This window comes from Ruegeria sp. AP12 (genome assembly GCF_056540025.1).
On the sequence record NZ_JBQFVZ010000007.1, the window covers coordinates 151,182 to 177,820 of the forward strand.

The 26,639-nt window shown below is 59.7% G+C and carries 29 protein-coding genes; 16 read left to right on the top strand and 13 right to left on the bottom strand.

All coding sequences use genetic code 11. The features are described 5' to 3' along the window. Nucleotides 1-2: 2 nt before the first annotated feature. The 10 genes from ACR0E6_RS17690 to ACR0E6_RS17735 all read left to right on the top strand — a co-directional run bounded on the left by ACR0E6_RS17690 (nt 3) and on the right by ACR0E6_RS17735 (nt 7,157). A complete protein-coding gene (locus ACR0E6_RS17690) occupies nt 3-557 on the top strand; it encodes an NnrU family protein (RefSeq protein WP_480585698.1) in 555 nt (184 codons plus the stop codon). A 12-nt stretch (nt 558-569) separates the two neighbouring features. After that, nucleotides 570-776, top strand: a complete 207-nt coding sequence (locus ACR0E6_RS17695) for a DUF1737 domain-containing protein (RefSeq protein WP_170455640.1) — start codon at nt 570-572, stop codon at nt 774-776. Further along, nucleotides 776-1,804, top strand: a complete 1,029-nt coding sequence (locus ACR0E6_RS17700; RefSeq protein ID WP_480585701.1) for a MaoC family dehydratase — start codon at nt 776-778, stop codon at nt 1,802-1,804. Before ACR0E6_RS17695 ends, ACR0E6_RS17700 begins: the two co-directional genes overlap by 1 nt. 77 nt (nt 1,805-1,881) lie before the next feature. Continuing rightward, entirely contained in the window at nt 1,882-2,544 is a 663-nt protein-coding gene (locus ACR0E6_RS17705) for a DUF1194 domain-containing protein (protein ID WP_480585704.1), read from the top strand. Between the two features lie 213 nt (nt 2,545-2,757). Next, entirely contained in the window at nt 2,758-3,141 is a 384-nt protein-coding gene (gene sdhC / locus ACR0E6_RS17710) for a succinate dehydrogenase, cytochrome b556 subunit (RefSeq protein ID WP_170633274.1), read from the top strand. A gap of 11 nt (nt 3,142-3,152) precedes the next feature. Further along, nucleotides 3,153-3,524: a succinate dehydrogenase, hydrophobic membrane anchor protein gene (locus ACR0E6_RS17715; protein ID WP_170737212.1), complete on the top strand. Its 372-nt coding sequence runs from the start codon at nt 3,153-3,155 to the stop codon at nt 3,522-3,524. A 23-nt stretch (nt 3,525-3,547) separates the two neighbouring features. Next, a complete protein-coding gene (sdhA, locus tag ACR0E6_RS17720) occupies nt 3,548-5,356 on the top strand; it encodes a succinate dehydrogenase flavoprotein subunit (protein WP_170624009.1) in 1,809 nt (602 codons plus the stop codon). Between the two features lie 99 nt (nt 5,357-5,455). Further along, a complete protein-coding gene (locus tag ACR0E6_RS17725) occupies nt 5,456-6,082 on the top strand; it encodes a sulfotransferase (RefSeq protein ID WP_480585707.1) in 627 nt (208 codons plus the stop codon). 13 nt (nt 6,083-6,095) lie between these two features. After that, nucleotides 6,096-6,875, top strand: a complete 780-nt coding sequence (locus ACR0E6_RS17730; RefSeq protein WP_480585709.1) for a succinate dehydrogenase iron-sulfur subunit — start codon at nt 6,096-6,098, stop codon at nt 6,873-6,875. A gap of 135 nt (nt 6,876-7,010) precedes the next feature. After that, nucleotides 7,011-7,157, top strand: coding sequence for a hypothetical protein (locus tag ACR0E6_RS17735; RefSeq protein ID WP_480585711.1), 147 nt, complete (start codon nt 7,011-7,013; stop codon nt 7,155-7,157). Between the two features lie 271 nt (nt 7,158-7,428). Here ACR0E6_RS17735 and deoD read toward each other — a convergent pair whose 3' ends face one another. The 3 genes from deoD to ACR0E6_RS17750 form a co-directional block, all read right to left on the bottom strand. Further along, nucleotides 7,429-8,142 carry a purine-nucleoside phosphorylase gene (deoD, locus tag ACR0E6_RS17740; RefSeq protein WP_480585713.1) on the bottom strand — a complete coding sequence of 238 codons (714 nt, stop codon included), beginning with the start codon at nt 8,140-8,142 and terminating at the stop codon, nt 7,429-7,431. A gap of 17 nt (nt 8,143-8,159) precedes the next feature. Continuing rightward, the gene (locus ACR0E6_RS17745; protein ID WP_170455626.1) at nt 8,160-8,477 is read right to left on the bottom strand and encodes an H-NS histone family protein; all 318 of its coding nucleotides are present in this window, start codon (nt 8,475-8,477) and stop codon (nt 8,160-8,162) included. 126 nt (nt 8,478-8,603) lie between these two features. Beyond that, nucleotides 8,604-10,571: a methylmalonyl-CoA mutase family protein gene (locus ACR0E6_RS17750; protein WP_480585715.1), complete on the bottom strand. Its 1,968-nt coding sequence runs from the start codon at nt 10,569-10,571 to the stop codon at nt 8,604-8,606. Nucleotides 10,572-10,715: 144 nt separating this feature from the next. Between ACR0E6_RS17750 and ACR0E6_RS17755 the strand changes: the two genes are divergently transcribed. From ACR0E6_RS17755 to ACR0E6_RS17780, 6 genes are all read left to right on the top strand, one after another. Beyond that, nucleotides 10,716-12,104, top strand: a complete 1,389-nt coding sequence (locus ACR0E6_RS17755) for a 1-acyl-sn-glycerol-3-phosphate acyltransferase (RefSeq protein WP_480585717.1) — start codon at nt 10,716-10,718, stop codon at nt 12,102-12,104. 112 nt (nt 12,105-12,216) lie between these two features. Next, on the top strand, nt 12,217-13,503 hold the full coding sequence (gene ccrA, locus ACR0E6_RS17760; protein WP_170455623.1) for a crotonyl-CoA carboxylase/reductase: 1,287 nt from the start codon (nt 12,217-12,219) through the stop codon (nt 13,501-13,503). A 365-nt stretch (nt 13,504-13,868) separates the two neighbouring features. Next, nucleotides 13,869-14,588 carry a helix-turn-helix transcriptional regulator gene (locus ACR0E6_RS17765; RefSeq protein WP_480585720.1) on the top strand — a complete coding sequence of 240 codons (720 nt, stop codon included), beginning with the start codon at nt 13,869-13,871 and terminating at the stop codon, nt 14,586-14,588. 82 nt (nt 14,589-14,670) lie between these two features. After that, nucleotides 14,671-15,309, top strand: coding sequence for an acyl-homoserine-lactone synthase (locus ACR0E6_RS17770; protein ID WP_480585723.1), 639 nt, complete (start codon nt 14,671-14,673; stop codon nt 15,307-15,309). Nucleotides 15,310-15,370: 61 nt separating this feature from the next. Next, nucleotides 15,371-16,903 (top strand): AAA family ATPase, encoded by a 1,533-nt coding sequence (locus ACR0E6_RS17775; protein WP_170522281.1) that lies wholly within the window; start codon nt 15,371-15,373, stop codon nt 16,901-16,903. Then, nucleotides 16,900-17,628 (top strand): SDR family oxidoreductase, encoded by a 729-nt coding sequence (locus tag ACR0E6_RS17780; RefSeq protein WP_480585726.1) that lies wholly within the window; start codon nt 16,900-16,902, stop codon nt 17,626-17,628. Before ACR0E6_RS17775 ends, ACR0E6_RS17780 begins: the two co-directional genes overlap by 4 nt. A 3-nt stretch (nt 17,629-17,631) precedes the next feature. Here ACR0E6_RS17780 and ACR0E6_RS17785 read toward each other — a convergent pair whose 3' ends face one another. From ACR0E6_RS17785 to ACR0E6_RS17830, 10 genes are all read right to left on the bottom strand, one after another. Then, nucleotides 17,632-18,399 carry a TIGR02186 family protein gene (locus ACR0E6_RS17785; protein ID WP_170455614.1) on the bottom strand — a complete coding sequence of 256 codons (768 nt, stop codon included), beginning with the start codon at nt 18,397-18,399 and terminating at the stop codon, nt 17,632-17,634. 2 nt (nt 18,400-18,401) lie between these two features. After that, nucleotides 18,402-19,322 (bottom strand): sulfite exporter TauE/SafE family protein, encoded by a 921-nt coding sequence (locus ACR0E6_RS17790; RefSeq protein WP_480585729.1) that lies wholly within the window; start codon nt 19,320-19,322, stop codon nt 18,402-18,404. 257 nt (nt 19,323-19,579) lie between these two features. Continuing rightward, a complete protein-coding gene (locus tag ACR0E6_RS17795; RefSeq protein ID WP_170522285.1) occupies nt 19,580-20,548 on the bottom strand; it encodes an ABC transporter permease in 969 nt (322 codons plus the stop codon). Further along, on the bottom strand, nt 20,548-21,642 hold the full coding sequence (locus tag ACR0E6_RS17800; RefSeq protein WP_170455607.1) for an ABC transporter permease: 1,095 nt from the start codon (nt 21,640-21,642) through the stop codon (nt 20,548-20,550). The genes ACR0E6_RS17795 and ACR0E6_RS17800 overlap by 1 nt, the downstream gene beginning before the upstream one ends. 1 nt (nt 21,643) lies before the next feature. Continuing rightward, nucleotides 21,644-23,173, bottom strand: a complete 1,530-nt coding sequence (locus tag ACR0E6_RS17805; RefSeq protein ID WP_170455605.1) for an ABC transporter ATP-binding protein — start codon at nt 23,171-23,173, stop codon at nt 21,644-21,646. 89 nt (nt 23,174-23,262) lie between these two features. After that, on the bottom strand, nt 23,263-24,261 hold the full coding sequence (locus ACR0E6_RS17810; RefSeq protein ID WP_170455603.1) for a BMP family ABC transporter substrate-binding protein: 999 nt from the start codon (nt 24,259-24,261) through the stop codon (nt 23,263-23,265). Nucleotides 24,262-24,422: 161 nt separating this feature from the next. Then, entirely contained in the window at nt 24,423-24,836 is a 414-nt protein-coding gene (locus ACR0E6_RS17815) for a GNAT family N-acetyltransferase (protein ID WP_480585732.1), read from the bottom strand. Further along, a complete protein-coding gene (gene tsaB, locus ACR0E6_RS17820) occupies nt 24,833-25,423 on the bottom strand; it encodes a tRNA (adenosine(37)-N6)-threonylcarbamoyltransferase complex dimerization subunit type 1 TsaB (protein ID WP_480585735.1) in 591 nt (196 codons plus the stop codon). The genes ACR0E6_RS17815 and tsaB overlap by 4 nt, the downstream gene beginning before the upstream one ends. Then, a complete protein-coding gene (locus tag ACR0E6_RS17825) occupies nt 25,413-25,976 on the bottom strand; it encodes a NifU family protein (RefSeq protein ID WP_170455597.1) in 564 nt (187 codons plus the stop codon). The genes tsaB and ACR0E6_RS17825 overlap by 11 nt, the downstream gene beginning before the upstream one ends. Before the next feature lie 69 nt (nt 25,977-26,045). Next, a complete protein-coding gene (locus ACR0E6_RS17830; protein ID WP_480585737.1) occupies nt 26,046-26,639 on the bottom strand; it encodes a DsbA family protein in 594 nt (197 codons plus the stop codon).

Genomic DNA, 26,639 nt, shown 5'->3' on the forward strand with positions numbered 1-26,639 from the left:
CAATGGGTTTTGTACTTCTGATCCTCGGGGTGGCGCTTTGGTGGGCCGCACATCTGTTCAAACGCGTCATGCCGGACCAACGCGCCGCGTTGGGCGATGCGGGCAAGGGCGCGGTGGCCTTGGCGTTGGTCGCGGCGATCCTGCTGATGATCTTCGGTTATCGCATGACCGATTTCATCCATGTCTGGGCCCCGCCGACCTTTCTGATCCACGTCAACAACCTCCTGGTGCTGATCGCGATCTATCTGATGAGCCCGGCCGGCGCGAAAGGTCGCCTGCTGAACAAGGTTCGCCACCCGATGCTGGGCGGGTTCAAGCTGTGGGCTTTTGCGCATCTGCTGGTCAATGGCGATTTGGCGTCCATTGTCCTGTTCGGTGGATTGCTGGCCTGGGCGGTGGTCGAAGTGATCGTGATCAACAAGTCCGAACCTGATTGGACCCCGGGCGAGCCTGGCACCTATGGCAAGGACGCGATGTTCTTTGTCGCCTCGATCGTCTTGCTGGGCATCATCGGTTATATCCACGGGCTGGTCGGCCCGTCCCCCTTCGGCGGATAAGGAACTGAAATAATGGCAAAGCTTTATCGTCTGTTGACGGAAGAAGACACATCCGCCTTCTGCCACAAAGTGTCGGACGCATTGGCCAAAGGGTGGGAGCTGTATGGCGACCCATCCTATGCCTATGACACGGCAAACAGTGTCATGCGCTGTGCGCAGGCCGTGACCAAAGAGGTCGAAGGCGACTATTCCCCTGAAATGAAACTGGGACAGCAATAATGGCAAAAACCAATCCGGGCCGCTTCTTTGAGGATTATTCCGTCGGGCAGGTGCTGACTCATGCAGTGCCCCGCACCGTAACGGATGGCGAACGGGCGTTGTATCATGCGCTGTATCCGGCGCGGCATGCGCTTTATTCCTCGGACGAATTTGCGCGCAGCTGCGGATTGCCGGAAAGCCCGCTTGATGATCTGGCGGCGTTTCATGTGGTCTTTGGCAAAACCGTGCCGGATGTGTCGCTGAACGCGGTCGCCAATCTGGGCTATGCGGAAGGGCGCTGGTTGAAGCCGGTTTATCCCGGCGACACGCTGCGCTCGGTTTCCGAAGTGATCGGGGTCAAGCAGAACTCGAACGGAAAAACCGGCGTGGTCTGGGTGCGCACCCGTGGCCTGAACCAGTTGGATGAAGTTGTCATCGACTATGTGCGTTGGGTCATGGTTCGTAAGTCGAACTTGGATGCACCCGCGCCGGACACCGTTGTGCCCGAGCTGAAAAAGGTTCTGGAGCCACAGGATCTGGTTGTGCCCGAGGGGCTGGATTTCTCGAACTACGATTTCAAGCAGTCGGGCGAACCCCATCGCTGGGGCGATTATGAGATCGGAGAGAAGATCGATCACGTGGATGGCGTCACCGTCGAAGAAGCCGAGCATATGCTGGCAACCCGCCTGTGGCAGAATACCGCCAAGGTGCATTTCGACCTGACCTTCCGGCCCGAGGGGCGATTGATCTATGGCGGTCACGTGATCTCGATGGCGCGGACACTGTCTTTCAACGGTCTGGCCAATGCGCAGATGATCGTGGGGCTGAACGGTGGTGCACATGCAAACCCGTGTTTTGCAGGTGACACGATCAAGGCCTGGTCCGAGGTTCTGGACAAGGCCGAAACCGATGTTCCGGGCGTCGGTGCTCTTCGCTTGCGGCTGGTCGCGACCAAAGGCGGCACGCCGTTTGAGTTGCGCAATGAAGACAGCAAGTATCACCCGGATGTGTTGCTGGACCTCGACTACTGGGCCCTGATCCCGATCTGATGCGACCCGGTTAGATCGCGCGGATCTGATGACGCTGATGTGAGTACAGCGTTGATTTTCCGTGCTAGGTTGGCGGCATGACCCTGCTTCGCACCCTTGCCGCCTGCCTTTGCATAGCGCCCCCTGCGTGGTCCTGTGATCTGGCGCTGGCGCTTGCGGTGGATGTCTCGGGGTCTGTGGACAGCAACGAGTTTCGTATTCAGATGGATGGTCTGGCGGCTGGCTTGCGTGATCCGATTGTGTCCGAGGCATTGGTGCGTGGGCAGGCCCAGTTGATGCTGGTGCAGTGGACCGGGGCATCGCGCCAAAGGGTAACGATCCCCTGGACCCGGATCGACAGTTTCGATGCGCTCGACCGGTTTGCCGATCAGGTGGCGCAAGATCCACGCGTCTGGCGCAATTTTTCAACCGCGATTGGTGAGGCATTGGAGACCACGGTTTCCAGATTTGATACGGTGTCGGAATGCAAGCGGCTGCTGATCGACATCTCGGGCGACGGAATCTCGAACGAAGGGGTCGAACCCACGCAAATCCATGGGCTGCTGAAGGATCGCGGCGTGACCGTGAATGCCATCGCCATTGAAGAAAGTGAGCCTGATCTGACAGCCTATTTCTACGAAAACGTAATAGTCGGAGAAGGGGCGTTTGTCGTGTCCGCAGCCAGGTTTGCGGACTACCCCGAACGCATTCGCAAAAAGCTGCTGCGCGAAGTCACCCAGCAATCTGCCGCCCTGGAATAGGTGGGGAAGATTCGTGATCACATTGATTGATCAGTGAAAACGCTAACATTGAGATGGCTGCATGTGATTTGTGATCACAGTATTATTTAGTGTGATCACATATGGGGCAAAACGTCCATTTTGCAGTAAAATTACCCGTTTTTGCGGGTGCAGCACGTGACAGCACAGGAAAAAAAGGTAAAACGACTGGTAGCCAAAGTAAGAGGAGCCGCCATGGCCGATGTCAATCGGGGCAATCGCCCGCTCTCGCCACATATTATGATCTACCGCCCGCAGATGACCTCGTTGTCGTCGATCATGGTTCGACTGTCGGGTCTTGCGGTATTTGCCATCGCAGCACTTGTGGTTTGGTGGCTGCTTGCCGCGGCCACGTCCGAGGCCGCATTTGCTGGCATCGACGGCTTTCTGCGCAGCTGGTTCGGTCAACTCATCCTGACGGGTGGGGTCTGGGCACTGTGGTACCACACGCTGGGGCGGTTGCGTCACGTGGTGTGGGACTTCGGCTATTGCCTCGACGTTGATGTGTCCGAGAAGATGGGCATTGGCATGTTTGTCGGGGCGACCGTTCTGACCGTCGTCACCATGCTGTTGGTGTAAGGAGAATGGCGATGCAATACCTCACCGACCGCAAACGCGCGCAAGGCCTGGGCGCAGGGAAATCCGGAACGCAAACACATTGGCGCACCATGGTCCGGGCGATGATCCTGGCCATTCTGGTGCCCCTGTTCATCTTCACTTTTGGCTATGGCATCGGCGGAACCCACGAAGAGGTTCTGGCCTATTTCGCCCGTCCCTTCCCGGCCATTGTCACCGGTCTGACATTGGTCGTGGGTCTGCTGCAACTCATGTATGAGGCGCAGGAAACCATCGAGGATTACGTGCACGGGATCGCGGAAAAGATCACACTCGTTGCGATGTGGGCCTTTGGCTACACGCTGATGGCTGCGGGGCTGTTTGCCCTCGTCAAGCTGGCCCTGTGATGACGCGCTAAGGATCAGAGATAATGACAGCAGCATATGAATATGAAACCCACGAATATGACGTCGTGGTTGTCGGGGCAGGCGGCGCCGGTCTGCGCGCAACGCTGGGTATGGCGGAACAGGGCCTGCGCACGGCCTGTGTGACCAAGGTTTTCCCGACCCGCTCGCACACGGTTGCAGCACAAGGCGGTATCGCGGCGTCTCTGTCGAACATGGGTCCGGACCACTGGCAGTGGCACATGTACGACACCGTCAAGGGTTCGGACTGGCTGGGTGACACGGACGCGATGGAATACCTCGCGCGTGAAGCGCCCAAGGCGGTTTATGAATTGGAACATTACGGCGTTCCGTTCAGCCGCACCGAAGAAGGCAAGATCTACCAGCGCCCATTTGGCGGTCACACCACCGAGTTTGGCGAAGGCCCCGCCGTGCAGCGCACCTGTGCCGCCGCCGACCGGACCGGCCACGCGATCCTGCACACGCTGTATGGCCAGTCGCTGAAGAACAATGCCGAGTTCTACATCGAATATTTCGCCATCGACCTGATCATGTCCGAGGACGGGCAATGTCAGGGCGTTGTCTGTTGGAAGTTGGACGACGGCACCATGCATGTCTTCAACGCCAAGATGGTGGTGCTGGCGACCGGCGGCTATGGTCGGGCGTATTTCAGCGCCACCTCGGCCCATACCTGCACCGGCGACGGTGGCGGCATGGTGGCCCGCGCGGGTCTGGCGCTGCAGGATATGGAGTTCGTGCAGTTTCACCCGACCGGCATCTACGGCTCGGGCTGCCTGATCACCGAAGGCGCACGGGGCGAGGGTGGTTACCTGACCAACTCGGAAGGCGAGCGGTTCATGGAGCGTTATGCGCCCCAGTACAAGGACCTAGCACCGCGCGACTATGTCTCGCGTTCGATGACAATGGAGATCCGCGAAGGCCGTGGGGTCGGCGGTGAAGGGGATCACATCCACCTGAACCTGTCGCACCTGCCCGCCGAGGCTCTGGCAGAACGCCTGCCCGGCATCTCGGAAAGCGCTAAGATTTTTGCAGGTGTCGACGTCACCAAAGAACCGATCCCGGTTCTGCCGACTGTGCACTATAACATGGGCGGTATCCCGACCAACTATTGGGGTGAGGTTCTGAACCCCACCGCCGATGACCCGACGGCGGTTGTTCCCGGCCTGATGGCTGTGGGTGAGGCCGGTTGTGCCTCGGTCCACGGCGCGAACCGTCTGGGGTCGAACTCGCTGATCGACCTTGTGGTCTTTGGCCGCGCGGCGGCGATCAAGGCGGGCAAGGTTGTCGATGCCGATGCTCCGAACCCGGTTCTGAACCAGGCGTCGGTTGATAAGGCGTTTGACCGCTTCGACACGGTCCGCAACGCCAGCGGTGCGATCCCAACCGCCGATCTGCGGCTTGAGATGCAGAAGACCATGCAGGCCGACGCCGCCGTGTTCCGTACCGCCAAGACTATGGCCGAGGGCGTCGAGAAGATGACCGCCATCGCCGCCAAGATGGACGACCTGAAAGTCACCGACCGCAGCCTTGTCTGGAACAGCGACCTGATGGAGACGCTGGAACTGACCAACCTGATGCCAAGCGCGCTGGCCACCATCGTCGGCGCCGAGGCGCGCAAGGAATCCCGCGGCGCCCACGCGCATGAGGATTTCAGCGAACGCGATGACGAAAACTGGCGCGTTCACACTGTCAGCCGGGTCGAGGGCAACAAGGTCGAGCTCAGCTATCGTCCGGTCATCGTCGATCCGCTGACCAACGAGGACGAAGGCGGCATCAGCCTCAAGAAAATCGCGCCCAAGGCGCGGACCTTCTAAGGAGCGTATTGACCAGGCAATGGTGTGCAAACGCCAAATACCCACGGACAACGCTGCGACCTATGGCCGTTGGACACTGTGCTGTGTCTGGGGGCTGGTATGACGGTTCAGGCGTTACGCTCTGCTCAGGCCGATCCGAAGATCATTCTGGTCGGTCTCAACCGCTGTGCGACGACCTCGTTGCACCGGCTGTTTCAGGACAGTGGCATCCCGTCGGTGCATTGGGTGGACGAGCAGGGCGAAAACCTGGCGCATCGCATGGTGACAAATATCTCCATGGGCCGCAAACCTCTGGACGGGTTTGGCGCTGTTCGGGCTTTTACCGACATTGCCTTTGTCAATGTCCGCTTCATGCTGGACGGAGCACGGTTCTTTCGCGAGCTGCACGCGGGCTACCCGGATGCCTATTTCCTGCTGAACACGCGCAATCGGGACGACTGGATCACATCCCGCGTGCGCCACAACCAGGGCCGGTATCTGGACCGTTGCTGTCAGGCCAACGGTCAGTCGGCGGACGAAGTGAAACAGGGCTGGGCGCATATGTACGACGTGCACCATGCCGAAGTGCAGGACTATTTCGACGGAAACCCAAGGTTTCTGCGATTTGATATCGACCGGGACGACCCCAAGGCCGTTGCCGACTGGCTGTCTCCGGATTTTGACGTGAACATTGCCCATTGGGGGCACTATAATCGCGGCGCGTCCAAGCGCGCCCGGACAGGCTGAATGGAGAATTGACATGGTTCAACTGACCCTGCCCAAGAATTCCCGGATCACCACCGGCAAGACCTGGCCCAAACCGGAGGGTGCGAAAAACCTGCGCAAGTTCCAGATTTACCGCTGGAACCCGGATGACGGGCAAAACCCGCGCGTCGACACCTATTTTGTCGATATGGACAACTGCGGTCCGATGATCCTGGACGCGCTGATCAAGATCAAGAACGAGATCGACCCGACCCTGGCCTTCCGCCGCTCGTGCAGGGAAGGGATCTGTGGCTCTTGCGCGATGAATATCGACGGAATCAACACGCTGGCTTGTATCTACGGTATGGATGAGATCAAGGGGGACGTGAAAATCTATCCGCTGCCGCATATGCCGGTGGTCAAGGACCTGATCCCCGATCTGACCCATTTCTACGCTCAGCACGCATCCATCATGCCGTGGCTGGAAACCAAGACCAACCGCCCGGCGAAAGAGTGGAAGCAATCCATCGAAGACCGCAAGAAACTGGATGGTCTTTATGAATGCGTCATGTGCGCCAGCTGCTCGACATCCTGCCCCAGCTACTGGTGGAACGGCGACCGCTACCTTGGCCCCGCCGCCCTGCTGCACGCCTATCGCTGGATCATTGACAGCCGGGATGAGGCCACGGGTGAGCGTCTGGACGAGCTGGAAGACCCCTTCAAGCTGTATCGCTGCCACACGATCATGAATTGCGCCAAGACCTGCCCCAAGGGTCTGAACCCGGCGGCTGCGATTGCGCAGATCAAGAAAATGATGATCGAACGCTCGGTTTAAGGCGTTTTTGAATCAGCGCTTGCCGGGTTGCGGCAAGCGCATGCCGCTATTGCAAAATCAGGCGATGCAGCCCGGCGCGACACGGTCTAGATTTGCAGTAGGGAGGAGTGATGGGATCAAATCAGGATCACTCCGATGACAACAAAACCACAAACCCCGAAAGTGACCGCCAAAGAAGCGCTGGACATGCTTGAGCAGGCCTGGGCCTATTACACGCCGGAACCGGCGCTGGCCCTAAAGGCGCGAGAGCCCGAGCTGTTTGAATACGCAAACGCCGCCTGACGGCTTGCCAGTAGCCGACGGTATGGGCGAAACAGAACCATGCCCGTTCTCTTGATACTTCTGGCCGCCGGGGTCTTTGCCTATTTCTTCTGGCGGTCGCGCACGTCTTCACTGACGCGCGAGTGCCGATGGCGGCAACATCGCGATGAAGGTCTGTGGGTCTGCGCCTATTGCGGCGCAAAAACGGAAAGTTCTGACAGCCCAACCCAATGTTTGCGCCAGTCTTCAGGCCGATAGAAACCGGGCAGAGGGGCCCTCTGCCCGTTCCAGTTTAGCCTGCTTCCGGAAAGGCGGCGTGCAGGGCAATCTCGACCATATCACCAAAACTGCTTTCGCGGTCGGATGAGGGCAGTGCCTCACCGGTCAGCAGATGATCGGACACAGTCAACACGGCCAAAGCCCGGCATTTGTGGCGGGCGGCGAGGATGTAAAGCTCGGCCGCTTCCATCTCGACGCCCAGAATGCCGTGACGCACCATCTGTTCGTTCAGATCAGGGCGTTCGTCATAGAACACATCCGAGGAATAGATGCCGCCGATATGGGTGGGCGTGCCTTTTGCCTTGGCCGCCACGGCGGCGGCCTGCAGCAAATCCCAATCCGCACAGGGGGCAAAATTCATCTCTTTCATGATGCCCCGCGAAGGGGTGCTGAGCGTTGTCGAAGTCATTGCCAGAATGACGTCGCGCAGATTCACGCTGTCCTGCATCCCACCGCAGGACCCGATGCGGATCAGCGTTTTCGCGCCATAGTCCCGGATCAGTTCATTCACGTAGATCGACAAAGACGGCATTCCCATACCGCTGCCCTGAATGGTGACAGGATTGCCCTTCCAGCTGCCGGTGAAGCCCAACATGCCCCGAACGTTGTTGACCTGCTTTACATCGTCCAGAAACGTCTCAGCGGCCCATTTCGCGCGATACGGATCGCCGGGCAAAAGAACGGTTTCGGCGATTTCACCTTTTTCCGCGCCAATATGAATCGTCATTTCGGCACCTGTCCTGATTAGATTTCCAGATCGGAAATATCCGCGCCCGATTTCAGCGCATCATGAACCCATTGCGGTTTCCGGCCACGACCTGTCCATGTCTGGTCCGGATTTGCAGGGTTGCGGTATTTGGCCTGTGCCTTGCTGCCTTTTACGGAACGCGGCGCGTCACCCGACAGTTCAGATAGCGAGAAGCCAAATTCAGCGGCTGCCTTTTCCGCCGCTTTCAGCGCTTCCTGACGTTCACGTTTCTCAGCGTTTACAAGGGCTTTTTCGACGTTTTCGCGCAGTGATACCAGCTCTTTTCGCGACATCGTTTCCAGGTTTATCCCCATAATCTTGTCTCCGTCCTGATAAGTGTTACCGCGTGCGCCAAGGCGCACTGCAATTGCAAACAACGCGATACTCTACTCCCAATGAATTGGGAATAGAAACGGGGAAATAATTGGTTAAAACGTCCGTTATTCAGCGGCCAGGTTTTTCGGGTCCACCAATTCCACAATATCGCCCATGATCGAATTGAGTTCGAAATTCTTGGGGGTGTAGACTTTCGCGACGCCCATGGCCTTCAATTGTTCCGCATCCTCATCCGGAATAATTCCACCGACAACGACAGGGATGTGATCCAGACCCGCTTTACGCAGCCGTGCCAGAACATCCTCGACCAGCGGCAGATGGCTGCCGGACAGGATCGACAGACCGATGACATGCGCGTCGTCATCTGCGGCGGCGGTCACGATCTCTTCGGGGGTCAGGCGAATACCTTCATAGCTGATGTCCATACCGCAATCCCGCGCACGGAAGGCGATTTGTTCCGCCCCGTTCGAATGGCCGTCCAGACCGGGCTTGCCGACCAGGAATTTCAGACGGCGGCCCAGCTTGTCGCTGACCGCGTCCACCGCGGCGCGCAGGTCGTCCAGACCTTCGGTCTTGTTCGAAACCGAGCTCGACACACCTGTCGGGCCGCGATAGGTGCCGTAAACCTTGCGCATTTCCTCGGCCCATTCACCGGTGGTGACACCGGCCTTTGCGGCGGCAATCGACGGCTCCATCACATTTGTGCCGTTCTGCGCAGCCTCACGCAGCGCGGCCAGTGCGGCCATAACGGCGGCATCATCCCGCTCGGCGCGCCAGTTGTTCAGGCGGTTAATCTGTTCCTGCTCGACAGCCGGATCAACAACCATGATCCCGCCATCTTCGGTTTGAAGGGGCGAGGGCTCACCCTCGATCCATTTGTTCACGCCGACCACAATGGTTTCATTGCGTTCGATCCGGTTCAGACGCTCGGCGTTGGAATCGACAAGGCGGGATTTCATGTACTCGATCGAGGCAACGGCACCCCCCATCGAATCGAGGTTGGCCAGTTCGGCGCGCGCGCCTTCCTTCAGTTCCTCGACCTTGGCGTCCACCGCCGGGTTGCCGTCGAACAGGTCACCATATTCCAACAGGTCGGTCTCATAAGCCAGAATTTGCTGCATCCGCATCGACCATTGCTGATCCCATGGACGCGGCAGGCCAAGGGCCTCGTTCCACGCCGGCAGCTGAACCGCACGGGCGCGGGCCTTTTTCGACAGGGTCACGGCCAGCATCTCGATAAGAATGCGGTAGACGTTGTTTTCCGGCTGCTGCTCGGTCAAGCCCAGCGAGTTCACCTGAACGCCATAGCGGAATCGGCGGAACTTGGAGTTCTCGACGCCGTAGCGGTCTTGCAGGATTTCGTCCCAAAGATCGACGAAGGCGCGCATTTTGCACATCTCAGTAACAAAGCGAATGCCCGCGTTCACAAAGAACGAAATCCGTCCGCACAGCGCCGGGAAATCCTCGGCCGGGACACGAGGGCGCAATTCGTCCAGCACCGCGATGGCGGTGGCCAGCGCATAGGCCAGTTCCTGTTCCGGCGTCGCGCCCGCCTCTTGCAGGTGATAGGAACACACGTTCATCGGGTTCCATTTCGGCACGTGGGAATAGCAGTACTCGGCCACGTCCGCGATCATCTTCAGCGACGGCTTGGGCGGGCAGACATAGGTACCACGGCTCAGGTATTCCTTGATCAGGTCGTTCTGCACCGTGCCTTGCAGTTTCGAGACATCCGCGCCCTGTTCCTCGGCCACCGCGATATACAAGGCCAACAGCCACGGGGCCGTGGCATTGATCGTCATCGAGGTGTTCATCTGTTCCAGAGGAATCTGGTCGAACAGAACCCGCATGTCACCCAGATGGCAGACCGGCACGCCCACTTTGCCAACCTCGCCACGGGCCAGAGTATGGTCACTGTCATAGCCGGTTTGCGTCGGCAGATCGAAGGCCACCGACAGGCCGGTCTGACCTTTTGCCAGGTTTCCACGATACAGCGCGTTCGAGGCTTTGGCGGTGGAATGACCGGCATAGGTCCGGATCAGCCAGGGGCGGTCTTTCTGCGTCTGCGTCATGGGCGGGCCTCGCATGTCGTTGGGTAACAAAATTACGTATGAGGGTTCTAAAGCGCAATTTTCAGGACATGTCAATTCGCTGCGTTGCGGCATTTCAAAATTGTGCAGATTGTGAGCGGTTTCGATTAGTGGCACTGTGCCGACATGATGCAAACCGTGGAACTTCCGCTCTGGCTTTTCCTGCTGATCGTGGTCTTTGCCATGGTCACGTTCGCGTCGCACTTCCTGTTCCCATCGGTGCGCTGGTTTTTCCGCCGCAGGCTGGAACGGGCGGTGTCGCGATTGAACAAACGCCTGCAACGCCCGATTCAGCCGTTCAAGCTGGCCCGGCGGCATGACATGATCCAGCGGCTGATCTATGACCCGCAGGTCGGGCACGCCGTGCAAAACCACGCGCGCGAGGAAGGCATCCCCGAGGCGGTGGCCTTTGAAAAGGCCCGCCGCTATGCGCGCGAAATCGTGCCCTCGTTCTCGGCCTTTGCCTATTTCAGCTTTGCCATTCGTTTGGCCCGGTTGCTGAGCAACACGTTCTACAACGTGCGCCTCAGCTATGAAGACGAAAGCGTCGTCAAGGACATCGACCCCGAGGCGACGGTTGTCTTTGTCATGAATCACCGCAGCAACATGGATTACGTGCTGGTCACCTATCTGGCGGCGCAGCAGTCGGCCTTGTCTTATGCTGTGGGGGAATGGGCGCGGGTCTGGCCGCTCAGCCGGTTGATCCGGGCAATGGGGGCGTATTTTATACGGCGGAAGTCCGGTAGTGAGCTGTATCGGCAGGTTCTGGCCAGCTATGTCCGCCACGCGACCGAGGCGGGCGTGACACAGGCGATGTTCCCCGAAGGCGGGTTGAGCCTGACCGGCGCGCTGGGTCGGCCCAAGCTGGGGTTGTTGAAATACATCATCGATGGTACCTCGCCGGACGGGCGGGATGTTGTGTTCGTGCCTGTGGCCCTGAACTATGACCGGGTGTTGGAAGACACCATTTTGACCCATGCCGCTCTGGGGACCGAGCGGCGCTTTCGTGCGCGGATCGGTGTCATCACTAGCTGGATCGTCAAGCAGCTCTGGCGTCGCCTGATCGGGCGGTACAAACGGTTCGGGGTGGCCTCGGTGCGGTATGGCCAGCCGATCTCGCTCAAGGAATTCTCGGCCAGGGAGGGCGATGACATCATGACTGATCTGGCCCGCGCGCTGATGGTGCGGATCGGGGCGGCGATTCCGATGGTGCCCGGCCCGGCGGCCTGTTCGTTGTTGCGCGAAAATGGCCCGATGCCCGAGCAGGACGTGAAGGCTCGGATCGTTGCGATGATGGAGCAGGATGGCGGCGAATCCGCCGAGACGGCGACAGCCGTGACAGACGCGCTGGATCAGTTTGTCGAGCGCCGCATTCTGAGCCGAGATGGGGACATGCTATGCCTGTCTGGCCAGCGCGGAGATCTTCTCGATTTCTACGCCAACTCACTGCCCAACCACATGAATTCAGATAATTCTGCGGATGCGAAAGAAATTTCTGCACCTGCGGGGTCATAAAATTACAAATTCGATCCAAAAACGGTTGCAATATTTCGCGTCGATCAATATTCCAGTCGATGAAGCGCGCGATTCTGCGTCGCGGCAAAGGTATTGAGAGAAGGAGGCCAGCATGGCTTTGGACACCGAAAGCGGTATCGCGTCGTACGAGGCACCCGAAAAGGACCTCTATGAAATGGGGGAAATCCCTCCGATGGGGTTTGTGCCCAAGCAGATGTATGCCTGGGCAATCCGGAAAGAACGTCATGGTGAGCCCAACACCGCCATGCAGCAGGAAGTGGTCGATGTGCCGACCCTGGACAGCAACGAAGTGCTGGTTCTGGTGATGGCTGCGGGCGTGAACTATAACGGCGTCTGGGCTGCACTGGGTCAGCCGATCAGCCCGTTTGACGGCCACAAGGCGCCCTATCACATTGCGGGTTCCGATGCGTCGGGCATCGTCTGGGCCGTTGGTGACAAGGTCAAGCGCTGGAAAGTCGGCGACGAGGTTGTCATCCACTGCAACCAGGACGATGGCGATGACGAAGAATGCAACGGCGGCGATCCGATGTATTCGCCCAGCCAGCGCATCTGGGGTTACGAGACACCCGACGGCTCGTTCAGCCAGTTCACCCGCGTGCAGGCACAGCAGTTGATGCCGCGCCCCAAGCACCTGACCTGGGAAGAGGCCGCCTGCTACACGCTGACGCTGGCCACCGCCTATCGGATGCTGTTCGGTCACGAGCCGCATGACCTGAAACCCGGTCAGAACGTTCTGGTCTGGGGTGCCTCGGGTGGTCTGGGGTCTTATGCGATCCAGCTGATCAACACCGCAGGCGCCAATGCGATCGGTGTGATCTCGGACGAAAGCAAGCGTGACTTTGTCATGGGTCTGGGTGCCAAGGGTGTTCTGAACCGCAAGGACTTCAATTGCTGGGGTCAATTGCCCACCGTGAACACCCCGGAATACGCCGAGTGGTTCAAAGAGGCTCGCAAATTCGGCAAGGCGATCTGGGACATCACCGGCAAAGGCAACAATGTCGACATGGTGTTCGAACATCCGGGCGAAAGCACCTTCCCGGTCTCGACCTTTGTGGTCAAGAAAGGCGGCATGGTTGTGATCTGCGCCGGCACCACCGGGTTCAACTGCACCTTCGACGTGCGCTATATGTGGATGCACCAGAAGCGCCTGCAGGGCTCGCACTTTGCGCATCTGAAACAGGCCGCAGCCGCGAACAAACTGATGGTCGAGCGTCGTCTGGATCCCTGCATGTCCGAAGTGTTCTCGTGGAATGATCTGCCCGAGGCGCATATGAAAATGCTGCGCAACGAGCATAAACCGGGCAACATGTCGGTTCTGGTTCAGGCCCCGCGGACCGGTATGCGCACCTTGGAAGAGGTGTTGGACGCGCGTCCCTAATCTGACCGCGAAACAGACAAGAAACACCCGCGAATCGGCCTTTCGGTTCGCGGGTGTTTTGCGTTTTTCACCCGCCCTTCGGCCTTTCAACAGGTTGCAAAATCACCCCTCGCTGTTTTTGGGGAGTAGAAACCGGTGAATAGGCTGAAAAAGATCATACATGTTATGGTTGTGTTAACCCTTCGTTAACTGTTTCAGAGAGACCCTGATGGCGCAAAATGAGTGGATTTTGGACGTATTGTCGGACCTCAACGCGTTCGCCGTTGCGAATGGGTTAACCGCCTTGGCCGAGCAGCTGGATGATACACGGCTGATCGCTGCGGCCGAGATCGCGTCCATGAAGGATGAGGCACGGGCGCCCGCGGATGGGAACAGAACTCGATTTGGGTCAGATCCTGCAGGATTTGGAAAACACCAGCACGCTTGACGAGCTCAGCGCGGTTGCATTTCGATTACGTGACCGTCTGAAGGTCGCACATCTGACCTATCACTGGGTGGACGGGGCCGGTGATCAATACGGCTGTACCACCTATTCCGATGACTGGGACGAACGGTATCGGGAAAAGAACTACCACCGCATCGACCCTGTCATTCTGGGCTGTTTCCAGCGGTTCCACCCGGTTGACTGGAAGGCGCTGGACTGGTCGAGCAAAGTGGCCAAAGCCTTTCTTCAGGACGCACTGGCGCATGGGATCGGCAACCAGGGCTATTCGATTCCAATCCGGGGGCCCAACGGGCAATTCGCGCTGTTCACCGTGAACCACAGTTGCGACGACCAGACCTGGCAGGATTTCATCTCGACCTACGGGCAGCAGCTGATCCTGGTAGCGCATTACATCAATCGCAAAGCGCTGGAGTTTGAAAAGGACAGGCAGCCCGAGTCGACGCGTGGCCTGTCACCCAGAGAGATCGACGCGATTACCCTGCTGGCGCTTGGATATAGCCGCGCGCAGGTGGCCCATTCGCTGTCGATTTCCGAGCATACTTTGCGGGTCTATATCGAAAGCGCACGGTCGAAACTGGGCGCGCAGAACACAACGCACGCAATAGCCACAGCACTCAGCCGCGGGTTAATAGTGGTTTAAGCAACGTACGGTCCTCGAACAGTTAATTAACCACGTCTCTGTACCCCTTTCGTTCTTAAAAGAACGACGAGGGGAACACGTCATGTTGCGTTATCTGTATGCTGACGAGCTGCATAAATTTCCAATTCTGGCCGAGGGGATGTTTCGCGATCGCGCAGATCAGTTCAAAACCCGTTTGGGTTGGGACGTGCACGTTAACGAAAAAGGGGAAGAGCGGGATCAATATGACGATCTCAATCCGCTCTATGTCATCTGGGAAGAACCCGATGGCAGCCACGGGGGATCGATGCGGGTGCTGCCCACAACCGGCCCGGTGATGGTGAACGAAGTCTTTGGCCATCTGAACGAGGGCGAGCCGATCTGCAGCCCCTTGATCTGGGAGGTGACGCGCTTTTGCCTGTCCCGGACCGCCAGTCCGCATACCGCCGGGGCCATCATGCTCAGCGGGGGCGAGATGATGGAAGGGTTCGGCCTGACCCATATCGCCGGGGTGTTCGATGCGCGGATGATACGCATCTATCGCATGATCGGCTCGTCCCCGATCGTTCTGGGAACAGAAGGCAAGGGGCGCGATCAGATCTCGGTCGGGCTGTGGCCCTATTCGGCAGATGACTGCAATCGCGTGGCAGCGCGTGCGGGCATCCCCCGCGACCTGTCGCGCCTGTGGTTCAGGACTGCTTTTGGCCCCGGCAGACGGCACCGGTTTGCCTTGTCTGCGTGACGGTGACGAAAACGGCATTCCGCATCTGGTGGTGGCTGGCGCGGCCTTGTAGGGTCGCGCCATGTCTTTGCCCAATGTGACCTTCTCGGACGATCAGGCCGCCGCATATGACAGCATCGCCGAGATGCTGCGCTCAGCCGGTGTGGACCTGGAAGATGATGCGCTGCTCAAACTGCCGGGGGCCGGAAAATCCGGTGTGATGGCGGTGATCGGCAAGGCGGGGTCAGGCAAGACTCTGTTGCTGGCAGAGCTGTATAAGGCGCTGGCCGAAACCGGCGTTCAGATCGTGTCGGGCGACTATGAAAGCCGTAAATCCAGGGACAAGCGCACGCTTGCGATTCTGGCCCCCACGAACAAGGCCGCCAGCGTCCTGCGCCTGCGCGGTGTTCCGGCCACGACCATCCACCGCATCCTCTATACGCCGGTATACGACCCCGAATATGAACGCATCGCCGAATGGCTGGCCGGAAATGACGACCGACCCGAGATCGAGGGCCTGACAGATGAGGCGCTAGACCGCGCGGCGGCGTTTTATGAAAACAACAAATCAATTCCCGGCGCGTTGGCGGCTGCGGGGTTGCGTGGATCGGATTTCATCACCGGCTGGAAACGCCGGGATGAGCCGCTGGATATTGGCTTTGTCGACGAAGCCTCGATGCTGGATGACCGCCAATTCGAAGACCTGAAAGAGATCTTTCCGACCCTGCTGATGTTCGGCGACCCCGCTCAGCTTGCCCCTGTCAACCAATCCGGCAGCATGGTGTTCGAGGCGCTGCCAGAGCCGCGCAAGCTGGTGCTGCACCGGGTGCATCGGCAGGACGCGGATAACCCGATCCTTGATCTGGCCCATGCGCTGGCAGACCCTGCGATGGGGTTCGAAGACTTCGAGCGTCTGGTCGAAGACACCGCCCGTCGTGATGATCGTGTGGTCTGGGGCCAGCGGGTCGAGGTTGATCTGATGGCCCGCAGCCCGGTTCTGGTCTGGCGCAACGCGACGCGCATCCGGCTGATCCAAGCTTTTCGGCAGGTCCATGGCGCGCCGGATACCGAGTTGTTGGAAGGCGAACCTCTGATCTGTGACGGGATCGAACTGCCTTTGAAACACCGCAAGAAGCGGTTGGATCTTGAGGCGCGCGGGCTGATCAAGGGCGCTCAGGTTGTCTATCTTGGGCCGGGGCGCAAGCCGGGGTTTTCACGCTTGCATGTGATGGGGGCCGAGGACCCTCAGGTCAGTGCGGCGTCGATTGTGCAGATCGAAAAACCAGACGAAGAAGAGCCATTCATCCCCTATGCCGCCCGCATGGGTGCGACGTTTCTGCACGGCGCGGCGGTGACGATCCACAAGGCGCAAGGGTCCCAATGGGACACGGTGCAGGTCTTTGCGCCAGACATATATGCAGCGGCCCGGATGGGCCGGACCGAGGCCGGGCAGCCATTGTGGAAACGGCTGGCCTATGTGGCCATCACACGGGCGCAGGAGCGGCTGATCTGGGTGGTGCGCAACCGACTGTCGAAACCCACCCATCCGCTGCGCGTGGACGACCTGCGCGCGGTCCCGGCGGCATCCCTGACATTGGAGGCGGAAGAGACATGAAAACCATCATCGTCACTGGCGCAAGCTCGGGCATCGGGCAGGCCACGGCCGAGTTGTTTCTGGCCGAGGGCTGGATGGTTGGCCTGTTGGCCCGCAGCGAAGACAAGCTGGCCGCCATGGCCGACGGTCAGCCGCGCGCTGTACCATTGGTTGCGGATGTGACGGACCCCATCGCCGTGGCCCGCGCCTTTCGGTCCTTTGCGAACCGGGCTGATCGGCTGGATGTCCTGTTCAACAACGCGGGCATCTTTGCCCCCGGCGGCACAATCGACGAAATCGCGTTGGAGGACTGGTACCAAAGCGTCAACGTGAACCTCAACGGGATGTTCCTGTGCGCGCGTGAGGCGTTTCGGATCATGCGCAGCCAAGCGCCACAAGGGGGACGGATTATCAACAACGGCTCGATTGCGGCCTATGTTCCACGCCCCAACTCGGTGCATTACTCGGCCACGAAACATGCCATCTCCGGGTTGACCCGCAGCCTGTCACTGGATGGGCGCGACTTTGGCATCGCTTGCGGTCAGATCGACATTGGAAACGCCCGCACGCAGATGGTTCAGGGGCTGGTCGATGCGGCCGTCGCAAACGGAGAAACGCCGGACCCGACAATGGACGTGCAGGACGCGGCGCGATCTGTTTTGCACATGGCCAATCTGCCGCCCGAGGCGAACGTGCAGTTCATGACCGTGATGGCCACCACGATGCCCTATATCGGACGGGGCTGAGCGTTACTTCTCGCGCAGCAGACGGAAGGCGGTTGATGCGCCCCAACCCGCAGCAATGGCGATGACCAGCGACATCAGGCCGTAAAGAACAGGCTGCTGGCGGGACATGTTGTACAGAAACCGCTCCAGCCCCACCTTGCGCACGTCAATGGTGGTTTCGTATTGCGAGACAACCTCACCCCCCCGGGTCAGGTAAATCCGCGCCACATAATCGCCTTCGGTCAGGTCAGCAGGCATCGCGATCGAGGTGCGAAACAGGGTTTGTTCGTCCACCGCGACCGTGTTTTCCCGAATCGAATACAGGTCTTCGTTTTCGCGAATCCGCACCACCGCATCGGCAAATTCCTGAGCGCCCCGAATATGCATCGCCGCCCCGACCGAGCGGATCGCCCGTTCGATGGAAATGCGATAGCGCAGGTCTTCGGTGTCGGTGATGATCTCGTCAAACGGCGCGCTTGTGGCGACGGCATAGAAGCTGGGGGCAAGATCGACCAGAACGCTGTCGGTGTTGACCCAGATACCGAACCTGCGTTCCTTGCGCCGCACCGTGATCGGTTCGGACGGGCCTGCGACGGACACGATGACCTCAAGCGGGGGCCCTTCGGGGATCGGGGCCTCGCGCTTGATGGCGCCGAAGATCAGGATCTCGGAGCCGTCAAAATTGGCGGTGATGGCAACACGGTCCTGGCTGAGACCCAGAACAACCTGTTCCTCGGCTGCGGCGGCGGGCAGGCACAACAGGCACAAAGCGGCGATCAGAGGGCGCAACATTCTCAGTGCCCTCCGCTGTCGCCAAGCGAGAACAGCTCGGTCGGTTCCAGTAGCAGGTCCAGCGCCAGCTTGCCGCAGACGACCAGAACCAGCGCGGCCAGCAGAACACGCAGTTGCTCGGCCGGCATACGCGCGCCGATTACGGTGCCGATCTGCGCGCCGATGACGCCTCCGACCAGCAAAAGCACCGCCAATACCACGTCAACGGTGTAGTTGGTGGTGGCGTGCAGCATGGTGGTGAAGGCGGTGACAAAGATGATCTGGAACAGCGAGGTGCCAACCACGACCTTGGTCGGCATGCCCAGCAGGTAGATCATCGCGGGCACCATGATGAAACCGCCGCCGACGCCCATGATCGCTGACAGCACGCCCACACAAAGCCCGACCAGAACCGGCGGAATGACCGAGATATAAAGGCCCGAGGTCCGAAAGCGCATTTTGAACGGCAACGCATGCACCCAGCCGCGCTGTTTGCGCTTGGCAGGGGTGGCGTTGCCCTTCTTTACGCGCCGAAGCGCGCGCAGGCTTTCGACGAACATCAGGCTGCCGATAACGCCCAGAAACACGACGTAGCACAAGGTGACCAGCAGATCGACCTGACCCAGCCCCTTGAGGTAGTTGAAGATCACCACACCCAGGGCCGCGCCTATCAGTCCGCCCGTTAAAAGCACCGTGCCCATCTTCAGATCGACCGTCTTTCGTCGGAAATGCGCCAGCACGCCCGAGAAGGACGAGGCGACGATCTGGTTGGCTTCGGTCGCAACCGCGACAGCAGGTGGGATGCCGATGAAGAACAGCAGGGGCGTCATCAGAAAGCCGCCCCCAACACCGAACATTCCGGACAGGATGCCGACCATCCCGCCCAGCCCTAACAGAAGAAAGGCATTCACGGAGACTTCGGCGATGGGAAGGTAGATCTGCATGTTGTCTTCTAGTCGGGCGAATGGGGCCAGTTCAATGCGACAAAGCCGCGATCAATTGGGATGGTTAAACACCGGAATTTGTACGTTTCCGTGACAGCCTGGCAGCGTATCGAGGTGATCTGTAGACCCCTGGTCACGCTGCTGTCTGGCAAAGGAAACACGCACATACCCTTTTAGAGCGGTTGCGGCATGCAAAATCAACTGTGCATGCCGCTCTGCAGCAAACAGGACCCAGAATTGTCTCGAAACTGGACTTATCAGCGTTCCTTTACATAGGGCTCACCACCCGCGCGGGGCGGTACGGCCTTGCCCACGAACCCGGCCAGAATGACAACGGTCAGGATATAGGGCAGGGCGTCCATCACCTGAACGGGAATCACCACGCCGCCCAGATCGATATTCTGGAACCGCAGCGCAACGGCTTGCAGCAGGCCGAACAGCAGACAGGCCCACATGGCATGCCACGGGCGCCATTTCGCGAAGATCAGCGCCGCCAGCGCAATAAAGCCCCGACCGGCGGTCATCTCTTTGACGAACCCGGCCTGCAATGCGGTCGCCAGATATGCCCCTGCAATGCCGCAGAGCACGCCACAGATGGCCACGGCGGCAAAGCGCAGACCGACAACCGAGACGCCAGCCGTGTCCACCGCCGCCGGGTTTTCACCCACCGCCCGCAGACGCAGGCCGAACCGGGTGCGGTACAGTATCCACCACGTTAGCGGCACCATCAGAAAGGCGATGTAAACCAGAATCGAATGGCCCGACAGCAGTTCGGAGTAAATCGGGCCGAGAATTGGGACACCGCTCAGCGCTTCGGCAAAGGGAAACTCGATCGGCTCGAACCGGCCTTGCCCAAACAGGGACGGGGTGCGCCCGCCCTGCTGGAACCAGCTTTGGGCGATCAGCACGGTCAGGCCCGAGGCCAGAAAGTTGATGGCAACGCCCGAGATCAACTGATTGCCCCGAAAGGTGATCGAGGCCACCCCGTGCAGCGCCGACAGAACCAGCGACGCGCCGATCCCTGCCAAAAGGCCCAGCCAGACCGAACCGGTTACGGCAGCGACGGCAGCCGAGAAAAAGGCTGACATCAGCATCTTGCCCTCAAGCCCGATGTCGAAGATACCCGCGCGTTCCGAATAAAGCCCGGCCAGACAGGCCAGCAGCAGCGGCGTGGCCAGACGGATGGTCGAATCGAGGACCTGGATGAGGGTAACGAAGAACTCCATCACTCAGCCCCCTTCCGCAGACCCAGGAACAGTTTCTCAAGCGGCATGCGAACCATGTTGTCGAGCGCCCCGGTGAACAAGATGACCAGCGCCTGAATGACAACGATCAGTTCCCGCGGGATCGAGGTCCACAGCGCCAGTTCTGCGCCGCCCTGATACAGGAAGCCGAACAGCAGCGCCGCAAGGAACACGCCGAACGGGTGCGACCGGCCCATCAGGGCCACAGCGATGCCGATAAAGCCCGCGCCTTCGGTTGAATTCAGAACCAGCCGTTCCGCCTCACCCATCACGTTGTTGATTGCCATCAGACCCGCCAGCGCGCCCGAGATCAGCATGGCGATGATGGTGATGCGCACAGGCGAGATACCGGCATAAACGGCCCCGGTTTCCGAATGGCCATAGGCGCGAATTTCATAGCCCAGCCTTGTGCGCCAGATCAGGGCCCAGACGATCACACAGGCCAGAATCGCCACGAAGAACGAGATATTCGCAGGCGCTCCCCGGAACATCACATTCTCGGCGGTTGAGAACATCGACTGGAAAGTCGGCAGGTGGACCGCCTCGGGGAACCGCGCGGTCGCTGGATCTTGCGAGCCCTGTGGGCGCATCACATTAACCAGCATGTAGTTCAGGAAGGCGGCGGCGATGAAGTTGAACATGATCGTTGTGATCACGATATGGCTGCCGCGCTTGGCTTGCAGATAGGCCGGGATCGCGGCCCATGCCGCGCCAAACAGCATCGAGGCGGCACAGGCGGCCAGCAGGGCAATGCTCCAATGCGGCCAGGGGACATAAAGACAGACCATGGCAACGCCAAGCCCGCCCAGCATCGCCTGACCTTCGCCCCCGATATTGAACATCCGCGCGTGGAACGCGACGGCCACGGCCAATCCGGTGAACATGAAGTTGGTGGCGTAATACAGCGTATAGCCCCAGCCATAGGTCGATCCCAGCGCGCCGGTGACCATCAGGTTCACGGCCTCGACCGGGTTTTCTCCGATGGCCAGAATGACCAGCGCCGAAAGGATTGCGGCCAGCAGAAGGCTGATTACCGGGATCAGCACGACATCGGCCCATTTGGGCATTTTATCCATGTTACGCGGCCTCTCCCGCAACACCGGCCATCAGCAGGCCCAGTTCTTTTTCATCCGTCTCGGCGGGCAGACGTTCGCCCATGATATGTCCGTCAAACATCACCGCAATCCGGTCGGACAGTGAGAAGATTTCCTCCAACTCGACCGAGACCAGCAGGATGGCCTTGCCCTGATCGCGCAGGGCGACGATCTGTTTGTGAATAAACTCGATCGCGCCAATATCGACACCTCGGGTCGGCTGGCCGACCAGCAGCAGGTCGGGATTGCGCTCAATCTCGCGCGCGACGACGATCTTTTGCTGGTTCCCGCCCGAAAAGCTTTTGGCCGTCAGCCAGCCATTCGGTGGGCGGACATCGAATTTCTCGATCTTTGCTTCGGTATCGGCGCGCAAGGCGGCGTTATCCATGAAGATGCCGCGCTTGTAAGCCGGGTCGCGGTGATAGCCGAAGGCCACGTTTTCCCAGGCGTGGAAGTCCATGATCAGACCTTCACGCTGGCGATCCTCGGGCACGTGGGCAATGTGCTGCGCGCGGCGCGCCTGTCCATCCGACCCCGCCCCGCTGAGCGGCAGTGGCACGCCGTTCAGCTTGATCGAGCCCTGACCTGGGCGCATCCCGCCCAGAACCTCCAGCAGTTCCGACTGACCATTGCCCGCAACACCGGCAATGCCGACGATCTCACCGGCGCGAACGGTCAGGTCGATCCCTTTGACCCGCTCGACACCGGCGCTGTCAAAGACTTGCAGGTTTTCGATCTCCAGAATCGGTTTGCCCGGCTTTGCAGGCACTTTATCGACCTGCAGCAGAACCTTGCGGCCCACCATCAGCTCGGCCAGTTCTTCGGGGCTGGTCTCGGACGTCTTGACGGTGGCCGTCATCTGCCCGCGCCGCATGACCGAAACAGTGTCGGTGTTCTCCATGATCTCGCGTAGTTTATGGGTAATCACGATAATCGTTTTCCCCTCGGCTCGCAGCCTGTCGAGGATGCGGAACAGCTGGTCCGCCTCGGACGGGGTCAGAACGCCGGTGGGTTCGTCGAGAATCAGAATCTCGGCCCGGCGGTACAGCGCCTTTAGGATCTCGACCCGCTGTTGCATGCCAACACCGATCTCGTCGATGCGTTTGTCGGGATCGACGAACAGCTCGTATTCTTCTTCCAGCGCTTTCAGTTCCTTACGCGCCTTGGCCAGCGACGGCGCCAGCATGCCGCCATCCTCGGCCCCCAGAACGATGTTTTCCAGAACGGTGAAGTTTTCAACCAGCTTGAAATGCTGGAACACCATCCCGATGCCCGAGGCAATCGCCGCCTGACTGTCCGGAATCTCGGTCCTGGTGCCGTTGATCCAGATCTCGCCTTTGTCGGCTTTGTAAAACCCGTAGAGGATGCTCATCAGCGTGGATTTGCCCGCACCGTTTTCACCGATGATCCCATGGATCGTTCCGGGGGCGACGCTGATGGAAATGTCTTTGTTGGCCTGAACCGGCCCAAAGGCTTTGGAAATCCCTTTGAGCTCAATGGCGGGGACGGTCATGTCGTGTCCTCAATTGCCGAAGGGACCGCGCAATCGGCGCGGCAGAAGGAAAAAGCGAGGCGAAAGAGACCCTCCGCCCCGCATGGGTTTTAGAATTGCAGTGCCGGGCAGCTGTCGTTCTCGTAGTAGCTGACAACCGAGACATTGCCGTCGATGATGTCGCGCCGTGCGCTTTCGATGGCCGAGCTCATTTCTTCGGTGACCAGCTCTGCGTTGTTTTCGTCCATTGCGACGCCAACGCCTTCTTCGGCCAGACCCATCGAGAAGACACCGGTTTGCAGGTCTTCACCCGCCTTCATGGCGTCATAAACGGCAACATCCACGCGCTTGAGCATCGAGGTCAGCACTTTGCCCGGATGCAGGTGGTTCTGGTTGCTGTCCACGCCGATCGACAGGATGCCTTCGTCGGCTGCGGTTTGCAGAACGCCAACGCCGGTGCCGCCTGCGGCCGCGTAAATCACGTCAGCGCCCTGACTGATCTGCGCCTTGGTCAGTTCCGAACCCTTCACCGGGTCGTTCCATGCCGCGGGGGTGGTGCCGGTCATGTTGGCGACAACTTCGATATCCGGGTTCACGGCCTTGGCACCTTGGGCGTAACCGCAGCCAAAGTGGCGAATCAGCGGGATGTCCATGCCGCCGATAAAGCCAACGGTGCCCGACTGGGACGCCATCGCTGCCATCATGCCGACCAGATACGATCCTTCATGTTCTGCAAAACCGATCTGACGGATATTCGGAGCCTCCAGCCAGGTTACGTCAACCGCAACAAACTTGGTGTCCGGGTAATCACCGGCAACAGCGGCCAGCGGATCGGCCATGGCAAAGCCCATGGTGATGATCGGGTTGGCACCGGCTTCGGCAAAGCGGCGCAGGGCCTGTTCGCGCTGGGCTTCCGACTGAAGCTCGATCTCGCGGTAGGTTTTGCCGGTTTGATCTGCCCAACGCTGTGCGCCGTTATGTGCGGCTTCGTTGAACGACTTGTCAAACTTGCCACCCAGGTCAAAGATCAGCGCCGGTTCGGCCAGGGCTGCGCCAGCTGTCAGTGCGACCGCCGCAGCGGCACCCATCAGAGATTTCATGAGGGTCATTTCTTACTCCCGTTGTTTTTGTCGTTGGTCCAAGGCCAAGGATAGCCCCGATTACCCACTCAGAGCGAGCATAACTGTTGTGATGGCGGGAATTAAGGATGTTTGCAACAGGTGGGGTCAATAGATTTTTGACCGTTTGGTCCGAAAATTGCCACTTACCGTCAGGGCAGGGCGCATTCCATGACAATTGCGTCGCAGTTTGGCCCGTTTTCTCGGCGGTAGTAGCCCTTGCGCTGACCACACGCCCGGTATCCGCAGCGATGGTACAGCGCAATTGCGGGCCGATTGTCGGCAGCTACGTCCAGAAACGCCCGTGTCGCGCCCAGTTGCGCGGCCTTTGCGTGCCAGTCGTTCATGCACAGCAAACCCAGCCCCTGCCGTTGATGGCTGGGGTGAGTCGCGATGGTCAGCAATTCCGCCTCATCCGCAATCACCTGAAACAGGGCGAAGGTTTTGGGCGTGCCGATGCAGTGGGTGAATGGGTTGGCCAGCAGATCAGCGAACTCGGACGCCGTCCAAGGACGGGATTGGGTGAAAGCGGCGGCATGTGTTGCGGCCAGATCCCGAGGTGTCATTCGTCCAGCAAGACCGGAGGCGTGTCGCTGGACGGTGCCGCATCGGCGGGGCGAACGTATAAAGGCGCAGGCGGCAGGGTTTCGGTGTCCCATCGACGTGCTGCAACCCGCGCAATGGCTTGCGTCTGTGCTGCCGGGTCGGCGCAGAAGTAGAGCGGCCCCAATGCCTTGGCCTCTTCCAGCGGTATCAGGCGTGCGGGCGAGTCAGCCGTTTGCACATAGACCTGATCGCGCGGTGCCGGGATGGTGGGGCTATGGGTGTCCGGGGCAATGTCGGCCAATGCGTCAAAACCAGACACGCCCACGGCGGGGACGTTCAGGCCCAAGGCCAGCCCCCGTGCTGCCGATACCGAAATGCGAATGCCGGTAAAGTTTCCCGGCCCGACGCCCACGCCAATGGCGTCCAGATCTGCCCAGCTACAGCCCGCTTGCGCCAACACCTCTTCCAGCAGGGGCATCAGCCGTTCGGCCTGTCCGCGTGACACGGCCTCGGCCACGGATACGACGATCTGTCCACCCCGCAGCAAAGCGGCCGCGCAATGCGCGGCCGATGTGTCAAATGCCAGTATTGTCGGGTCAGACGGCAACCGGACGAACCTCGGTCACTTCGGGGATGTAGTGGCGCAGCAGGTTCTCGATACCCATTTTCAGGGTCAGTGTGGACGAGGGGCACCCGGCGCAAGCGCCCTGCATATGCAGGTAAACCACGCCCCGGTCAAAGCCGTGGAAGGTGATGTCACCACCATCCTGTGCCACTGCGGGGCGCACACGGCTGTCCAGCAACTCTTTGATCTGGTTGACGACTTCTGCATCTTCGCCGGTATGCTCCGCATGACCGGATGCCGTTGTCGCGTCCGCACCCATAACAGGTTGACCGGACTGGTAGTGTTCCATCACCGCGCCAAGGATGGCGGGTTTGATGTGGTCCCACTGCACGTCATCCGATTTGGTCACGGTGACAAAGTCGTTCCCGAAGAACACGCCGGTCACGCCGTCAACGCCGAAGATGCGCTTGGCCAGAGGGGATTTCTCACCTGCTTCAGCGGTTGGAAAATCGGCTGTTCCTGCCTCAAGCACCGTCTGGCCGGGCAAAAACTTCAATGTGGCCGGGTTTGGGGTGGATTCGGTCTGAATGAACATGGGACAGCTCCGTTTAGGGTGTCTTTGATATGCGCGTCGCAGTCGGGGAAGTCAAGATTTGGAACTATTCTAAATTGAGGCGGCGTAGCCCAGCGCCTGATCCAGCCGGTCATCGCCCCAAAACAGCTCATCCCCGATCAGAAAGCTGGGCGCACCAAAGATACCTGCCGCCTTGACCCGATCCGTTTGCTGAAACAGCGCGGCCTTGACGTCCGGGTCCGCCGTTCGCTGCAACAGATCAGACGGCAGACCCGCATCGCGCAGACAGTCCAGCAGAGTCCCTTGATCCGAAATGTCGCGACCCTGACCAAACTGGGCGCTGTAGACGGCACGGACAAAACGCGCCTTTTGGTCCGGCGGGTCGATGGCCAGAACCAAACGCGCCGCATGCAGGCCGTTCTGCGGGAACGGGTCCGGGCGTTGAAACGGCAAGGCGCGCGCGGCACATAACCGCTCCATATCCTGCCACATATAGCGGCCTTTGGCGGGGTAGAGGTTGAAGGGCGACGTGGTCCAGCCCTGATCGGCAAAGATCGGCCCCAGCAGGAACGGCTGCCAGTTCACGGTCACGCCCTTGGCGGTGGCGGCCTGTTCGATGCGCATGGCGCTGAGATAGGAATAGGTCGAGGCGAATTCGAACCAGAAATCGACGCTCGCCGCCAT

Excerpts from the sequence above, each read along its gene's own strand:
- ACR0E6_RS17810 (WP_170455603.1), bottom strand. The coding sequence starts at position 24,261 with ATGACCCTCATGAAATCTCTGATGGGTGCCGCTGCGGCGGTCGCACTG.
- ACR0E6_RS17795 (WP_170522285.1), bottom strand. The coding sequence starts at position 20,548 with ATGGAGTTCTTCGTTACCCTCATCCAGGTCCTCGATTCGACCATCCGT.
- ACR0E6_RS17785 (WP_170455614.1), bottom strand. The coding sequence starts at position 18,399 with ATGTTGCGCCCTCTGATCGCCGCTTTGTGCCTGTTGTGCCTGCCCGCC.
- ccrA (WP_170455623.1), top strand. The coding sequence starts at position 12,217 with ATGGCTTTGGACACCGAAAGCGGTATCGCGTCGTACGAGGCACCCGAA.
- ACR0E6_RS17715 (WP_170737212.1), top strand. The coding sequence starts at position 3,153 with ATGCAATACCTCACCGACCGCAAACGCGCGCAAGGCCTGGGCGCAGGG.
- ACR0E6_RS17780 (WP_480585726.1), top strand. The coding sequence starts at position 16,900 with ATGAAAACCATCATCGTCACTGGCGCAAGCTCGGGCATCGGGCAGGCC.
- ACR0E6_RS17750 (WP_480585715.1), bottom strand. The coding sequence starts at position 10,571 with ATGACGCAGACGCAGAAAGACCGCCCCTGGCTGATCCGGACCTATGCC.
- sdhA (WP_170624009.1), top strand. The coding sequence starts at position 3,548 with ATGACAGCAGCATATGAATATGAAACCCACGAATATGACGTCGTGGTT.
- ACR0E6_RS17725 (WP_480585707.1), top strand. The coding sequence starts at position 5,456 with ATGACGGTTCAGGCGTTACGCTCTGCTCAGGCCGATCCGAAGATCATT.
- ACR0E6_RS17765 (WP_480585720.1), top strand. The coding sequence starts at position 13,869 with ATGGGAACAGAACTCGATTTGGGTCAGATCCTGCAGGATTTGGAAAAC.
- ACR0E6_RS17830 (WP_480585737.1), bottom strand. The coding sequence starts at position 26,639 with ATGGCGGCGAGCGTCGATTTCTGGTTCGAATTCGCCTCGACCTATTCC.
- ACR0E6_RS17700 (WP_480585701.1), top strand. The coding sequence starts at position 776 with ATGGCAAAAACCAATCCGGGCCGCTTCTTTGAGGATTATTCCGTCGGG.
- sdhC (WP_170633274.1), top strand. The coding sequence starts at position 2,758 with ATGGCCGATGTCAATCGGGGCAATCGCCCGCTCTCGCCACATATTATG.
- ACR0E6_RS17705 (WP_480585704.1), top strand. The coding sequence starts at position 1,882 with ATGACCCTGCTTCGCACCCTTGCCGCCTGCCTTTGCATAGCGCCCCCT.
- ACR0E6_RS17770 (WP_480585723.1), top strand. The coding sequence starts at position 14,671 with ATGTTGCGTTATCTGTATGCTGACGAGCTGCATAAATTTCCAATTCTG.
- ACR0E6_RS17800 (WP_170455607.1), bottom strand. The coding sequence starts at position 21,642 with ATGGATAAAATGCCCAAATGGGCCGATGTCGTGCTGATCCCGGTAATC.
- deoD (WP_480585713.1), bottom strand. The coding sequence starts at position 8,142 with ATGACGATTCATATTGGCGCGGAAAAAGGTGAAATCGCCGAAACCGTT.
- ACR0E6_RS17790 (WP_480585729.1), bottom strand. The coding sequence starts at position 19,322 with ATGCAGATCTACCTTCCCATCGCCGAAGTCTCCGTGAATGCCTTTCTT.
- ACR0E6_RS17730 (WP_480585709.1), top strand. The coding sequence starts at position 6,096 with ATGGTTCAACTGACCCTGCCCAAGAATTCCCGGATCACCACCGGCAAG.
- ACR0E6_RS17805 (WP_170455605.1), bottom strand. The coding sequence starts at position 23,173 with ATGACCGTCCCCGCCATTGAGCTCAAAGGGATTTCCAAAGCCTTTGGG.
- ACR0E6_RS17815 (WP_480585732.1), bottom strand. The coding sequence starts at position 24,836 with ATGACACCTCGGGATCTGGCCGCAACACATGCCGCCGCTTTCACCCAA.
- ACR0E6_RS17695 (WP_170455640.1), top strand. The coding sequence starts at position 570 with ATGGCAAAGCTTTATCGTCTGTTGACGGAAGAAGACACATCCGCCTTC.
- ACR0E6_RS17755 (WP_480585717.1), top strand. The coding sequence starts at position 10,716 with ATGATGCAAACCGTGGAACTTCCGCTCTGGCTTTTCCTGCTGATCGTG.
- ACR0E6_RS17690 (WP_480585698.1), top strand. The coding sequence starts at position 3 with ATGGGTTTTGTACTTCTGATCCTCGGGGTGGCGCTTTGGTGGGCCGCA.
- ACR0E6_RS17775 (WP_170522281.1), top strand. The coding sequence starts at position 15,371 with ATGTCTTTGCCCAATGTGACCTTCTCGGACGATCAGGCCGCCGCATAT.
- ACR0E6_RS17745 (WP_170455626.1), bottom strand. The coding sequence starts at position 8,477 with ATGGGGATAAACCTGGAAACGATGTCGCGAAAAGAGCTGGTATCACTG.
- ACR0E6_RS17735 (WP_480585711.1), top strand. The coding sequence starts at position 7,011 with ATGACAACAAAACCACAAACCCCGAAAGTGACCGCCAAAGAAGCGCTG.
- ACR0E6_RS17825 (WP_170455597.1), bottom strand. The coding sequence starts at position 25,976 with ATGTTCATTCAGACCGAATCCACCCCAAACCCGGCCACATTGAAGTTT.